At 60.1% G+C, this 13631-nt stretch carries 10 protein-coding genes; 1 reads left to right on the forward strand and 9 read right to left on the reverse strand.

Going from position 1 to position 13631, the window contains the following annotated elements; all coding sequences use genetic code 11:
• Positions 1–277: 277 nt before the first annotated feature.
• From mukB to cmoM, 4 genes are read right to left on the reverse strand one after another with little or no spacing between them, the layout of a single operon-like run.
• Positions 278–4732 carry a chromosome partition protein MukB gene (mukB, locus tag ACL2XN_RS09500; RefSeq protein ID WP_413728734.1) on the reverse strand — a complete coding sequence of 1485 codons (4455 nt, stop codon included), beginning with the start codon at positions 4730–4732 and terminating at the stop codon, positions 278–280.
• Positions 4729–5460 carry a chromosome partition protein MukE gene (gene mukE, locus ACL2XN_RS09505; RefSeq protein ID WP_410015893.1) on the reverse strand — a complete coding sequence of 244 codons (732 nt, stop codon included), beginning with the start codon at positions 5458–5460 and terminating at the stop codon, positions 4729–4731. The genes mukB and mukE overlap by 4 nt, the downstream gene beginning before the upstream one ends.
• Positions 5441–6763 carry a chromosome partition protein MukF gene (gene mukF / locus ACL2XN_RS09510; protein WP_410015894.1) on the reverse strand — a complete coding sequence of 441 codons (1323 nt, stop codon included), beginning with the start codon at positions 6761–6763 and terminating at the stop codon, positions 5441–5443. Before mukF ends, mukE begins: the two co-directional genes overlap by 20 nt.
• Complete coding sequence (cmoM, locus tag ACL2XN_RS09515) at positions 6760–7545, reverse strand: tRNA uridine 5-oxyacetic acid(34) methyltransferase CmoM (RefSeq protein WP_410015895.1); 786 nt, start codon at positions 7543–7545, stop codon at positions 6760–6762. The genes mukF and cmoM overlap by 4 nt, the downstream gene beginning before the upstream one ends.
• A 153-nt stretch (positions 7546–7698) precedes the next feature.
• On the opposite strand from cmoM, the gene elyC reads away from it, so the two are divergent.
• A complete protein-coding gene (gene elyC, locus ACL2XN_RS09520; RefSeq protein ID WP_413730715.1) occupies positions 7699–8478 on the forward strand; it encodes an envelope biogenesis factor ElyC in 780 nt (259 codons plus the stop codon).
• A 65-nt stretch (positions 8479–8543) separates the two neighbouring features.
• Here elyC and ACL2XN_RS09525 read toward each other — a convergent pair whose 3' ends face one another.
• The 5 genes from ACL2XN_RS09525 to msbA all read right to left on the reverse strand — a co-directional run bounded on the left by ACL2XN_RS09525 (position 8544) and on the right by msbA (position 13609).
• Positions 8544–9437, reverse strand: a complete 894-nt coding sequence (locus ACL2XN_RS09525; protein ID WP_410015897.1) for a YcbJ family phosphotransferase — start codon at positions 9435–9437, stop codon at positions 8544–8546.
• A 109-nt stretch (positions 9438–9546) separates the two neighbouring features.
• Positions 9547–10302, reverse strand: a complete 756-nt coding sequence (gene kdsB, locus ACL2XN_RS09530; RefSeq protein WP_410015898.1) for a 3-deoxy-manno-octulosonate cytidylyltransferase — start codon at positions 10300–10302, stop codon at positions 9547–9549.
• Complete coding sequence (locus ACL2XN_RS09535; protein ID WP_162365646.1) at positions 10299–10481, reverse strand: Trm112 family protein; 183 nt, start codon at positions 10479–10481, stop codon at positions 10299–10301. Before ACL2XN_RS09535 ends, kdsB begins: the two co-directional genes overlap by 4 nt.
• Before the next feature lie 388 nt (positions 10482–10869).
• Positions 10870–11865, reverse strand: a complete 996-nt coding sequence (lpxK, locus tag ACL2XN_RS09540; RefSeq protein ID WP_413730716.1) for a tetraacyldisaccharide 4'-kinase — start codon at positions 11863–11865, stop codon at positions 10870–10872.
• Positions 11858–13609, reverse strand: coding sequence for a lipid A ABC transporter ATP-binding protein/permease MsbA (msbA, locus tag ACL2XN_RS09545; protein WP_410015900.1), 1752 nt, complete (start codon positions 13607–13609; stop codon positions 11858–11860). The genes lpxK and msbA overlap by 8 nt, the downstream gene beginning before the upstream one ends.
• Positions 13610–13631: the final 22 nt, after the last annotated feature.

A 13631-nucleotide genomic window follows, 5' to 3' on the forward strand; every position in this document is an offset into this window, starting at 1 on the left:
CAGGCCAGGCCCGCTAACGCTGAACTTAAAGCAGGCGTGTTACAGGGAGAGCGTGCCAATGGGGTCGAATCGGGCGTGCTTTTCCCGCCCGACCGAGCGCCCCATGGCAGGCCAGGCCCGCTAACGCTGAACTTAAAGCAGGCGTGTTACAGGGAGAGCGTGCCAATGGGGTCGAATCGGGCGTGCTTTTCCCGCCCGACCGAGCGCCCCATGGCACGGTAGGCCCGCTAACGCTGAACTTAAAGCAGGCGTGTTACAGGGAGAGCTGGCCAGCACCTCAGGAGGTTTCCTGCGCCGCAACGACCGCCGGCACCGGCGGAATATCCCCGCCAAACCCACGCAAGCCCACCACATGCACATGTTCCTGATTATTGAATACCTTACGTACCAGTTTATACGTGGTGCCTTTTTCCGGGCTGATATTTTCCGGCGCGGCGATAATCAGCTGCATCTGCAACCGGTCGCACAGCTCAAACAGCGTGGCGATGGATTTGGCGTCAAGACGCGCCGCCTCATCAAGGAATAACAGGCGGCAGGGGGAAATATCCTTACCGCGCAGGCGGCTGGACTCTTCTTCCCAACTCTGCACCACCATCACCAGGATCGACATACCAGTACCGATGGCCTCGCCGGTGGACAGCGCCCCGCTCTCCGCGCGCAGCCAGCCGTCGGCGCCGCGGTTGACCTCCACTTCCATTTCCAGATAGTTGCGGTAGTCCAGCAATTCCTCGCCGATGGTCTGCGGCGTGCGCTGCCCCATATCGATATGCGGATTCAAACGCTGATACAACTTCGCCAGCGCCTCGGAGAAAGTCAGCCGGTTGCTGCTGAACAAATCCTGATGCTGCTCCTGCTGCTCGCTCAGCACATCAAGCAGCGTGGCGTGGGCTTCGCGCACGTTCACATTCAGCCGCACGCTCTTCACCTGGCCGAAGCTGACCGCCTGCAATCCCTGGTTGAGCATGCGGATGCGGTTCTGCTCGCGCTGGATGGTTTTGCGAATAATGTTCGATACGCTCTTGGAACTGATGGCCAGTTTCTGTTCGCGGGCCGTCAATTCCTCGGTCAACCGGCTCAGTTCAATTTCCATTTGTTCAATGGCGTCGACCGGATCGTCGGTACGGATGATATCCTGGCGGATACGTTCGCGCAGATGCTGGTAAACCGCGATAAAGAACTGGATTTTCCGCTCCGGCCGTTTGGGATCTTCCGACAGCCGCAGCACATCGCGCAGATGCTCGTTATCCGCCACCGCCAGGCGCAGGGCGCCCAACGCCTTGTCGGACATGGAGCGCAGTTCTTCCGCCTCCAGGTAGGCCAGTTCGCGCCGGTGCAGCCGGCGTTCGACGCCGTTATCCCGCACCAGGCGCATAACCGCGCACCAACCGGCCTTGGCGGTCACCACCTGTTCGCGCATCTGATGATAATCGCGCTCCAGCTTGGTCAGTTTTTTGCGCAGGGCGTCCATCTCCGTTTCGCAGAAGGTCAGCTGTTTCTCCAACTGGTTGCGCCGGCTGCGGTTCTGGCTCAGGGCGGCGTGCAATTGATCGCGGCGCTCCTTGGCGCGGGCTTCGGCGCTGGCATCGGCCTGTACGCCGATATCCTGCAGTTCCTGCGTCAGCTCGGCAAACATATCCCGTTTGGCGTCGTAGGCGCTTTTCAGCGAGGCCAGCACCTGGTTTAGCTGGGTCAACTGCGCCTGATGCTGGCGCAAGGCGTCGCGCGCCCGGCTGCGCTCGGCCTCCGCCTGCTCCAGGCGCTGGCGCAGCTTGTCGTTCAGATCCGAGTTTTCCGTCAGCATGCCGGCGGAATCGGAATAGCTGAAATGGGCGCGGCGCTGCACCACCTCGGTCAGGGCGAACGCCTGCTGCTTAGCCTGGCGCTGCGCCTGCTGCGCCTGCTGGTAATCCGCCTGCAGCTGCTCGTGCTGCTCGGGGTCGCTTTGCAATACCGCAAGCAGCGGCTCCAGCTGATCCAGCGCATCGCGGTGGCGCTGCAAATAACGCACCGCGTCCTGGGCGTCTTCCCACTCTTCGCGCACGGTGTCGAGACGATCGGCCAGCGTCTCGTCGCCCAGCAGGCTGATGCGCGGGATCAGTCGGTTCAACAGGCCAAGCCCCTCGCGCGCCTGTTCATATTGCTGGCGCTGCTGCTGGTTCTGGCCCTCATGATCGCTGAGCAGGCGTTCCAGCTCGCCGCGCCGGCCACCCAGGCGGCGGATCTCGGCCTCGGGATCGTCTTCAAACGCCACCGCCAGATGGGTGCCGACAAAACGACCGAACGCCTGGTGCAAACGCTGGATTTTCTGCACGTCAAACGACAGGGTGGCGTACCGTTCCGCCAGCGCGTCGCGCTCTTCGTTAAGGATTTCCAGGCGTTTCTCGCGCGCCGCCCGGCCGAACAGCGGCACCGCCGGAAAACGGGAATACCGCCACTGGCGATCGGCCACCTTCACCAGGACCGCCCTTTCCAGCTCCTCGATACCGAATACGCTATCGTCGAACGACTGCGGGTCACCCTCGATCAGGTAGAGATCGTCGGGACATTCGTCCAGGCCGTCAAGCTGATCGCGGATGCGCGACAGGTCGGGAACCACGATAGCGTGGCGCGAGGGTCCATACAGCGCGGAGAAATAAGGCGCGTCGTCAAAGGTGACATCATCATAGATTTCCGATAACAGCACGCCGCCAAAACGTTCCGCCAGGGTGGCCAGACGCGGATCCTCGCCGCCCCCCGGATGGCTTAGCCGCTCGATCTGGTCTTCAAGCGCGCGTTTGCGCCCCGCCACCTCGTCGCGCTCCACGGTGGTTTCGCGCTCGCGCTCCAGCAGTTGCTGCATATATTCGGTGACGTGCGAGCCGTTCTCAAGCCGCTCGCCGCTTTGTTCCTCAAGCGCGGTCAACGCATCCTGCGCCGCCAGCCAGGCCGGCGCGCGTTGCGTCAGCAACTGCAGCCGCTGCAGGATCTGATCGAGCTCCTGGCGTAATGCCATACGCCGCTCCCCCGCCTCGGATACGCTGAGCGACAGGGTTTCCACCCGCGCTTCCAGCTCCTGCTGCGCCGCTTCCAGCTCGTCCGGCTGGTAATCGGCGCCGATACGTTTACCGAATTCCGTCAGCAGGCGCTGGGCTTCCTGCTGCTCGCGCAGACGCTGCTCCAGTTCATCAAGCTGGCTGCGCAACGGCTGCAGCCGCTCGGCCTGATGCGTGAGCGACGCCGCATCGCGCAGCAGCTCGCGGGCGGTTTGCCAGGCTTCGCTCCTCGCCACCTGCCCGGCGATTTGCGTCACCAGTTTAAAGGCATGTTCGAACTGGCCGTGCGCCGCCTGGGCCACGCTCAGTTTTTGTTCCAGCCCGAGCAGAACGTCGGTGGCTTCCTGCTCCCGCGCCTGGAAGACGTCAAGCTCCCGCTCGGCGTCCACGGCGCTAAGTCCGGGCAGGCCGCAAAGTTCGCGGGCGCGGTCCAGCGCCTGCAACGCCTGTTGATACTGGATGGCGCGCGTTTGCTGCACGTCCAGCGCCTGCTGGTAATCCGCCAGCTGGCTTTTCAGCTCATCGACTTCCAGTTCGGCGGCCTCAGCGCGCGCCTCATGGTCCTGATGCAGGTCCTGGGCCTCGGCCACCACCTCGTTTTGCTCTTCCAGCCGGAAGGTCAGCTCGTCGATATCATCACGATAGCGGCTGATTTTATCCTGCTGGCGCATGGCGGTCTGCACCAGGTTTAAATGGTCGCTGGCCGCCTGGTAGTCGGTTTCCAGATCCGATTCGCTACCGGTGGTTTCTTCCAGTTCGCGCGCCATGTCCACATGGCGGTATTGTTCCACCGCCAGCGATTTGCGGCTGCCGAGCAGATCGCGCCGCAGGCTCAGCGCCTGGTCAAGATGGATGCGCCGCTCGTTGGCATGGCGCATGTAGTCGGCCGCCACGTAGGATGTGGCTTGCGAAATCAGGTGCTTAAACAGGTCGCGATCGGACTGGGTAACGCGTATCGCTTCAAGCGTCATGCGGTTTTCGCGCAGCGCCGCTTCCATATCCTGGAACGCTTTGCGCACCCCGCCGTTCTCCGGCAACAGATAGTCGCGCAGCGAGCGGGTGATGGCGCTGGAGATACCGCCGTACAGCGAGGCTTCAATCAGGCGGTAATATTTGCTGCGATCGGCGGCCGAGCGCAGACGGCGCGGAATAACGCCTAAATCAAACATTTGGGCGTGATAGTCGGTAATGGAATTGAACACCTTGAACTGTACGCCTTCGGTTTCCTCCACCCGCTCCTTGAGTTCCTGCAGGCTCAAGACCCGCGCCTGGCGATCCCCTACCGCCTGGGTCAGGATTTCCGTAGGCATAACCGCGACCGGCAGCCCCTGGATCATAAAGGGTTTGATATCGACTTTGCGATCGCGCCCGGCGATTTGCTGCAACCGTACGCCCACCAGCACCCGCTGATGGCGGGAGTTAATCACATCCAGCGCGGCGTAGCAGACGCCGGCGCGCAGCTTGCCGTGCAGCCCCTTGTCGCGGGAACCGCTCGTGGCGCCGGCTTCGGTGGTATTACGGAAATGGAGCAGCGTCAGGTCCGGGATCAGGGCGGTGATAAAAGCCGCCATGGTGGTGGACTTGCCCGCGCCGTTGCCGCCGGACAGGGTGGTCACCAACCCGTCCAAATCAAAGGTACGGGCGAAAAAACCGTTCCAGTTAACCAATGTCAGTGAGCGAAATTTACCACGTTCAATCATGCCAGTTCATCCTCGGCGCTTTCCGACGATCCGTCATTAAGATTGCCATTGTCGTCGTCCTGCTCGTCATTTAGCGATAAGGCCTGTTCAATGGGCATCGCCTCCCCGTCGCGGATCATGCGCAGCTGCGCCTCGCGCGCGTCATCGCCGCTGCGTACATCGGCGCCGAAGCGAAACACCGACTCGGTAATGCGAAATTTCGAGGCGTCGTTGCCCATAAACCACACCATGCCCAGACGGCGCAGGCGGTTAAGCGACGTGCGCACCTTTTCCTGCAGCTTCTGCCGGTCGAGATCGGAGCCGGTGGAACGCTGGTTGACAAGCTTAAGCAGTTTGTTTTCGTCCGCCAGGCCAAGCAGTTCGTCGTAAAGCTCCTGCTGGGTAAAAATCCCTTCATGGGCCAGGCGCTCGGGGCTGAGATAGAGATAACACAGGATTTTACCCACCATCATATCCAGCTCGGACAGAACCGAGCGCGGAATCAGCGTGGTGGAACGCGGGCGCAGGTAAAAAAAGCCTTCCGGCGCGCGCACCAGTTCCACATTGTAGCGGCGGTAAAAGCTCTCGAGCTCCTCCTGGAAATCCATCAGGAACGCGTGGTTGTCCAACTCCTCGACGCCGATATGGCGGCCGGAGCGCAACAGGCTGTCGAGAGCCGGAAACAGGGGATTCGACAGGGCTTTTGCCAGCTTGACCGGCATGGTTTCTTCAATACTTATCGATGACATGGGCCTGTACCTTAGCACCGTAATCGTTGATTGCCTGCCACTGCGGCGGTAATCCGGAAAAGTCTGATCCGGCGACACCCAGACGTACTGCCTGATCAACTAAAATACGCGCGACGTCGAAATGGCGCGCGCGCGGGAAACGGGCCAGGTAATCACGCATAACCTGGCCGAGATCCAGCGGCAGATGCTGCTGCGGGTACTGCGCCAGCGCCTGGTCGATCATGGCGGTCAGCTGCTCGCGGATCTCGTTGAATTCTTCATATTCCATGTCCGGCGGCAGTTCGCCGGTCACCTCTTCGCTGCGCAGCGCCAGTTCCTCGTCGCGCATGTCCAGCAGACGGTCGGCGTTGGCGTAGGTCAGCGCCCAGGGATGGTCGAAATAGTTCTGTACCGACTGGCGCAGCCGCTGGGCGAAGACCCGGTTTTTATCCATATCGATGGCGGTGCGGATAAAACGGTGCACGTGGCGATCGTAGCCGATCCACAGATCTATCGCCTGCTGTCCCCAACTGGTAATCCGGTCCAGCTTGTTTTGCAGATCAAAGACCAGCTTGTCGAGAAAGGCCAGATGCTGATGGCCGAGGATCGTGTCCTGGATGCGCAGCAGGTTGGCCTGCAGCTTATCCCCCGCCGCCTCAAGGGTATCCTGGAGTTCCCGCAGGGTACCGGAGGTTTCCGACAGCAGCTGCTCGCAGCTGGCGATGGCGGCGCGCCAGTCCTGGTTGAGCAGCGCCGCGATGTCGTCCTTCACCGACTGCTGCTGTTCGTCCATGATGCGCTGGGTCATGTCGATGCTGTCGAAAATTTCCGCCACCGAATACTTCAGCGGGGCAAATACGTTGCGGTGCCAGTGGAACTCATCGCCGTCCTCTTCCGCCGCCTCGGCCGCACGCTGCAATTCCTGGGCGACAATGGAGAGCTGCACCGATAACCGCAGCGTGGAAAATTCACGCTGGCGAATATAGTAGTCGCTGATGCCGATACCCAGCGGCGTGAGGCGATAGATGGCGTTGCCGTCCGCCAGCTCGCTGACAAAGCGGTTGAGCAGGCGCTGGCGCACCAGATCGTTGATGGCGTTGTTGGCGCGCACCGCCACCGTTTCGTTGGTCTGCGCAAACCCCTGGCTGACGTGACGAAAGGCGTCCACCAGATCGACTTCGCTCATTTCACCGTCCATGCGTTCGCTGTTAAGCGTAGCGATGGCCAGCACAAACGCCAGCCGCTCGATGGGCAGCGAGAGCGAGAAGTCATTTTTCCGGGCCCAGGCGACCAGTTCCGGTACAGTCTGGGAAAATTCACTCATAATTCATCCTTCAGGGAGGGTTTATGCGCCATGACGTGGATGTAGCGCCCCATGCTGATAAAGGGTTCCTGCCGGCAATACCGTTGTTCCATCGCCAATAAGGCCGGAAAATCATCCTGTTGCTGCTGCTTGTTTTGCAGATAGTCATGAAACACCCGCACACCGCTTTTGCCGCTGAGCGTCATGCCCATGGCGGTCAGCCAGCCGAACACCTGTTCAGGATCGCAGGGATGGTCCGGCATCAGGGAGCGTTTTTTTCGTTTCGGCATCCCGGCGGCGACAAATTCAATATTGCCCAGGATCATATTACGCATGACCAGACCGTGCTTATTGTAAAACATTAATGACAGAGCGCCACCCGGCGCCAGGCAATCATACAGCCCTTGCAATAACGCGCGCGGCTCGCTTACCCATTCCAATACCGCATGCAACAATATCAGATCGGCCGGCCTTTCCAAATGGGGCGCGATATCCTGCGCGGCGCTTTGCACAAATTGCATGTGATCCATCACAGACCGCTCCTGCGCCGCTTGCCGCGCCCGCTCAATCATGCCGGACGACAGATCGCACAGCAGCACCCGGTGCCCCAGGGCCGCCAGCTGGCAGGCCATACGGCCCTCGCCGCCGCCGGCATCGAGGATATACAGCGGGCGGGCGGGCAGCCGCGTCAGCAATCCTTCTAAATCCTGCCAGACCACCGCCTGGCGGATATGCCCTTTGGTGGTGCCGTAAATATTGCGCGCAAATTTTTCAGCAATATCGTCAAAATTGCGGTCCTGCATAATCAATGCTCCGGGCACGACGGACGGGAAAGGCGTTTTTACCATAAACCCGCCGTGAATTGACTATTTTGTCACAGGCTGACTTAGAATGAATCTTTATGGCGCCGGATTGCGCCTGGTTGACTACATTTCATCCAATTGGAGCGTTTTCCGATGCTTTTTGACCTTAAAAAAATCGTCGGCGGGTTATTGTTGCCGCTGCCGCTGCTGATTTTGCTCATGGGCGCAGGGCTATTGCTGCTGTGGTTCACGCGCTGGCAGCGGACCGGTAAGGGTCTGGTGACCCTGGGCTGGTCGGTTTTATTGCTGCTGAGCCTGCAACCGGTGGCCGACAGCCTGCTGGCGCCGCTGGAGGCGGCATACCCCACCTATCACGGGCGCCAGCCGAGTATCGCCTACGTGGTGGTGCTGGGCGGCGGATACACCTTTAATCCCTTATGGGCGCCCAGTTCCAACCTGATTAACAACAGCCTGCCGCGGGTGGCCGAAGGAATTCGTCTTTATCATGACCATCCCGGCGCCAAAATGGTATTTACCGGCGCGGCGGCGCCGGGCAATCCCGTCAGCAGCGCCGAAACGGCGTCAAGGGTGGCGCAAAGCCTTGGGGTGCCGGCGGGAGATATTATCGTGCTGGAGGCGCCGCGCGACACCCGCCAGGAAGCGGCAAGCGTAGCCGCCCTGGTGGGCAAGGCGCCGTTTTTGCTGGTCACGTCTGCCAACCATATGCCACGCGCCATGGGGTTTTTCCGGGCCCGGGGGCTGACCCCCATCCCTGCCCCGGCCAACCAGCTGGCGATCGACAGTCCGTTAAACCCGTGGGAAAAGGTGCTGCCGTCGCCCCTATGGCTGGGGCATGCCGACCGCGCCTGGTATGAAACCCTGGGACGCGCCTGGCAAAAAATAACCGGCGACAGCGACGCGCCGGCATCCTGATTGATGCCGCCGTACCGGGGCGATAGCGCCGCGCAAGGCGGGCGCTATCGCCGGCGCACGTCCGTTTAATCAAGCCAGGGGACGAGTTCGCGACCGGCCAGGTCGAATACCGCGCGGTCGAGCAACCCGGTGTGGATATAGCGCGCCGCCGCTTCCCAGATACCGTATAGCCAGCGCCGGTAGAGGAACGCCTCCGACACCGGCGCCTTGCTCAGGTAATGGTAGAGCAGCTCGTTCGCCATGCCGTCCTCGCACAGGCGGAACAAATCGTACTCGCGCGGCGCCCACAGCATGGTGCCGGGATTGAGCATGGCGAGCAGTTGATCGGTGCGCTGGTCCTTGAGCATGCTGCGCAGCGTGAGGTTGCCGTGCACCAGCACGCTGTTTTCCTGATAATCGGCAAACAGTTTTTCACGGCTCTGGCGGGTGCGGAACAACAGGTTGCGGTCTTCATAGGTCAGCAGAGGCGCGGAGACTTTCAGCAGCGTCGACCAAATCACTTCGATACGTTGCGCATACCAGTTGGGCCAGGTATTTTCCTGCGTGCTGTCCACCGTGCCGACGTAGCCATGGCTGTCGATACGGTGCCAGGCCAGCATGCTTTCGACAATCTGATCTTTCAGCAGCTCCCAGCGCTGCGGCGTACGGGTTGGGGCTTCCGCCGAGACCCCGCGCAGGCGTTCCATCAGCAGCAGTTCCTTATACGGCGCCTGCTGGGTTACCACCAGCCCGTAGACCGTGGGCAACCGCACTTCGCCCTCGCGGGCCAGCATGGAAAGCTTGTACGCCTCCTGCTGTGCGATGCCTTGGCAGATATAGCTTTTTGCCAGCAATGAAAGCGGATGTCCTTCCTTATCATACATAGCATAAAGATGCGCATAAGGCTGTTCGCTGATCCGCTCCAGACGGCTCAGGGATTCCCCCAATACTGCGCTTAGCTCAGCTTTCAACTGTTCCATGACAGACTCAACCTTTATATAATGGACAAACGTGTGAATAACAAACACGGGCCATCATGCTGGCTTCACCGGCAAACTTCTTCGTTTCAGATCAAGATTTAGCGGAATATCAGCGGTTATGGCGCATCAGTTCGCGCACGCGCAGCAGCTCTTCCGGCGTATCGACGCCGATGCCCGGCACCTCTTTCGCCACCGCGACATGAATCTTTTCGCCATACCACAGTACCCGCAATTGCTCGAGCATCTCAATCTGCTCCAGCTGGCTTGGTTGCCAGCCCACATAACGGCGGATAAAACCGGCGCGATAGCCATAGATGCCGATATGACGCAAAAAGGTGTCGCCGATGGTCGCCCGGGAAACGGTGAAACGTTCACGTTCCCAGGGGATGGCGGCGCGGGAAAAATACAGCGCGAAACCCTGGGCATCCATCACCACTTTGACCGCGTTCGGATTAAAGGCTTCCTCGGCGGTGGTGATGGGCACCGCAAGCGTGGCCATGCCTGCCTGGCAATGGGCCAAATTATCAGCCACCTGGCGGATAATGACCGGCGGGATGAGCGGCTCGTCGCCTTGCACATTGACGACGATCTGGTCATCGGGAAATTGATAGCGGTCGATCACTTCCGCCAGGCGTTCGGTACCGGAGTGATGATCGGGGCGGGTCATGCAAACCTCGCCGCCCGCCTGGCGGACGGCATCCACCACGCCGGCGTGATCGGTCGCCACGATAACCCGGTCCGCGCCGGATTCCTGCGCGCGCTCCATGACATGCACCACCATCGGCTTGCCGTTAATATCCGCCAGGGGTTTGCCCGGCAGGCGGCTGGAGGCGAACCGCGCGGGAATGATAGCCACGAAACTCATTGATTTGTCTCGTCCAATGTCAGGGCGCGGGCCTCGCTCTCCAATAATACCGGTATACCGTCCCGGACCGGATAGGCCAGGGCATCCGATTTACAGATGAGTTCCTGTTTTTCTTTATTAAAATACAGCTTGCCGTTACATACCGGGCACGCCACGATTTCCAATAAACGGTGATCCATGTTTCCTCCAGCATACACACCCTGCGATGCGTCGATGGCCCAGAGAATAGCATAATGCGGCGGCGGGCGGGAATGGTTACGGCGATTAGCTGTAATTGACGTCACAACGATTGACGCAGGCTATTAACATTTTTGCAAAATAGGGTTGATCCAGGCACAGGAACGGCGTAATATTTTTTGTGAGCTACATCACACTTTAGACATATAAGAGACAAACCTGCCATGAAAAAATTAAATAAAATAATTGCTTTGTTTGCTAATTTTAGCCGCTAAGCAAAAAATAACATCGCTCTCTCGGCCCGATCATCCCTGATGACCGGGCCGATTGTTTTTTCGCCGCCAAAAAAACGCCCCCTTATCAGCCCGCCCGGTTCCGGCGTGATTGACGCTAGCGCTTTTGCCGCGAGGCGATAATCGCCCGCTCAATAGGCGCCAGCAGCGCCTGCGCGTCCCGCTCCGGCAACTGGGCGCTTACCGGCAGATACCACCAGTTGGCCTGGGCGAAAGCGCGGCATTTCACCGCGTCTTTTTCCGTCATCAACAGCGTCTGGTGCGGCAAGGCCAGCGGCGCCAATTGCTCCAGGCGATAAGCCTGATGATCGCCGAAGGCAATTTCACCTTCGGTGACCACGCCAAGGGCGCGCAGGGTGGCGAAAAACCGCGGCGGATGCCCGATGCCCGCCATCGCCACGACCGAGCGCAGTTGCCCGGCAGGCCGGGTTTCACCGCTGGCCAAATTGACCGCGTCGCCCGGCACCAGGCGCATGGGAATCTCACCCGGCAACGCCTCGCCCCCGTTGACAATCACGGCGTCGACGCGTTTCAACCGGCCGGCCCGCTCGCGCATGGGGCCCGCCGGCAGCCACCAGCCGTTGCCAAAACGCCTGACGCCATCCACCACGACCCATTCGATGTCCCGCGCCAGCGCATAATGCTGCAGGCCGTCATCGGTGATAATCACATCCAGCGGCCGTCCGGCCAACAAGGCCGCCACCGCGTCCGCGCGCTTAGGCGCCACCGCCACCGCGGCGGCGGTGCGCTGGAAAATCAACACCGGCTCATCCCCCGCCTGTCGGCTGGTGGTATTGTCGTCCAGCAGCAGCGGGTAGCTGTCGGCCCGCCCGCCGTAGCCGCGGGATACCACGCCGACCCGCCAGCCGCGCCGCTGCAAATGCTCCACCAGCCACAACACCACGGGTGTTTTGCCGTTGCCGCCGGCGGTCAGGTTGCCCACCACCACCACCGGCACCGGGAAGCGGTAGGTTTTACGCCATCCCAGGCGATAGCCCAGCTTTATCAGCGCGCTGACCAGGCCGTATAGCCAGGATAACGGCAGCAGCAGCCAATACAGTTTCGACCCGCCGAACCAGATGCGATCAATCATTGCCGAACTGCATCCGGTGCAGTTGGGCATACGCGCCCTTCTGCGCCAGCAGGTCCTGATGCGAACCGCGCTCCACGATACGGCCGTTTTCCACCACCAGGATCTCATCGGCTTTTTCGATGGTCGACAGCCGATGGGCAATCACCAGCGAGGTGCGGTTTTTTTGCAGCGCGTCCAGCGCCTTCTGGATGGCGCGCTCCGATTCGGTGTCCAGCGCCGAGGTGGCCTCGTCAAGGATCAGGATCGGGCAATCACGCAGCAACGCGCGGGCAATGGCGATGCGCTGCCGCTGTCCGCCGGACAGCAGCACGCCGTTTTCACCGATGACCGTATCCAGGCCCTTATCCATTTTGGCGATAAAATCCATGGCGTACGCCATGCGGGCCGCATTCTCGATTTCCTCGCGCGAAAACCGGTCCTTGCGGGCATAGGCAATATTATTGGCGATGGTATCGTTAAATAAATGCACATTTTGCGAGACCAGCGCCACCTGATCGCGCAGCGATGACAGCTTGTATTCCCGCAGGTCATGTCCGTCCAGCAACACCGCGCCCTCCTGGACATCGTAAAACCGCGTCAGGAGGTTGGCGATGGTGGATTTGCCGGATCCGGAACGCCCGACCAGCGCCACCGTTTTGCCCGCGGGGATGGTCAGGCTGATATGTTCAAGGGAGGGTGTTTCCTTGCCGGGGTAATAAAAAGTGACGTCGCGGAATTCAACATGGCCTTCGGCGCGCTCGATCTCCAGCGTACCCTCATCCTTCTCCTGCTCCATATCCAGGATGGCAAACAGGGTCTGGCAAGCGGCCATGCCCCGTTGGAACTGGGAATTAACGTTAGTGAGCGATTTCAGCGGGCGCATCAGCGCAATCATGGATGAGAACACCACGGTAATGGTGCCGGCGGTCAGGTTTTGCATCACGCTCGGGAAACTGGCGGCATACAGGACAAACGCCAGTGCCAGTGAGGCGATAAACTGGATCACCGGGTCGGAGACCGACGAGGCGGAAACCATTTTCATGCCCTGCTGGCGCATGCGGTTGCTGACATGGTTGAAACGTTCGTTCTCGACCTTTTGGCCGCCGAAAATCAATACTTCCTTATGGCCTTTCAGCATCTGCTCGGCGCTGGTGGTGACCTGCCCCATGGTGTTCTGCATATTTTTGCTGATATTGCGAAAGCGTTTCGACACCTGGCGGATGGCAATGGAAACAATGGGGGCGATAACCACCAGGATCAGCGACAGTTGCCAGCTGTAATAGAACATCATGATAAACAGGCCGATAATCGAGGCGGTTTCGCGGATAACGGTAATCAGCGCGCTGGATGACGAGGAGGCCACCTGTTCCGAATCATAGGTAATGCGCGACAGCAGGGTACCGGTGGATTGCTGATCGAAAAAGGACACGGGCATGCCCATCATATGGCTGAACAGCCGGCGGCGCATTTGCATCACGACTTTGCCGGATACCCAGGATACACAATAACTGGAAACAAAACCGGTTGAACCGCGCACCACCATCAGGCCGATAACGGCCAGCGGCATCCACACCAGGATGCTGTTGTCGCTTTTGCCGAACCCGTCGTCCAGCAACGGCTTGAGTAATGACAGCATCAGGGTATCGCTGGCGGCATTCAGTATCAGGGCGATGGCAGAGACTATCAGGCCCGCCTTAAAAGGGGAGATCATCGGCCATAGGCGACGGAACGTCTGCCAGGTGGAGAGATCTTTATCATTAAGCATGCATTTAACCAGCGCTGAGTCT

Origin of the sequence: Sodalis sp. RH22 (assembly GCF_047324165.1) — a bacterium.
Lineage (GTDB): Bacteria > Pseudomonadota > Gammaproteobacteria > Enterobacterales > Enterobacteriaceae > Acerihabitans.

Excerpts from the sequence above, each read along its gene's own strand:
- mukF (WP_410015894.1), bottom strand. The coding sequence starts at position 6,763 with ATGAGTGAATTTTCCCAGACTGTACCGGAACTGGTCGCCTGGGCCCGG.
- msbA (WP_410015900.1), bottom strand. The coding sequence starts at position 13,609 with ATGCTTAATGATAAAGATCTCTCCACCTGGCAGACGTTCCGTCGCCTA.
- mukB (WP_413728734.1), bottom strand. The coding sequence starts at position 4,732 with ATGATTGAACGTGGTAAATTTCGCTCACTGACATTGGTTAACTGGAAC.
- ACL2XN_RS09535 (WP_162365646.1), bottom strand. The coding sequence starts at position 10,481 with ATGGATCACCGTTTATTGGAAATCGTGGCGTGCCCGGTATGTAACGGC.
- cmoM (WP_410015895.1), bottom strand. The coding sequence starts at position 7,545 with ATGCAGGACCGCAATTTTGACGATATTGCTGAAAAATTTGCGCGCAAT.
- lpxK (WP_413730716.1), bottom strand. The coding sequence starts at position 11,865 with ATGATTGATCGCATCTGGTTCGGCGGGTCGAAACTGTATTGGCTGCTG.
- kdsB (WP_410015898.1), bottom strand. The coding sequence starts at position 10,302 with ATGAGTTTCGTGGCTATCATTCCCGCGCGGTTCGCCTCCAGCCGCCTG.
- mukE (WP_410015893.1), bottom strand. The coding sequence starts at position 5,460 with ATGTCATCGATAAGTATTGAAGAAACCATGCCGGTCAAGCTGGCAAAA.
- ACL2XN_RS09525 (WP_410015897.1), bottom strand. The coding sequence starts at position 9,437 with ATGGAACAGTTGAAAGCTGAGCTAAGCGCAGTATTGGGGGAATCCCTG.
- elyC (WP_413730715.1), top strand. The coding sequence starts at position 7,699 with ATGCTTTTTGACCTTAAAAAAATCGTCGGCGGGTTATTGTTGCCGCTG.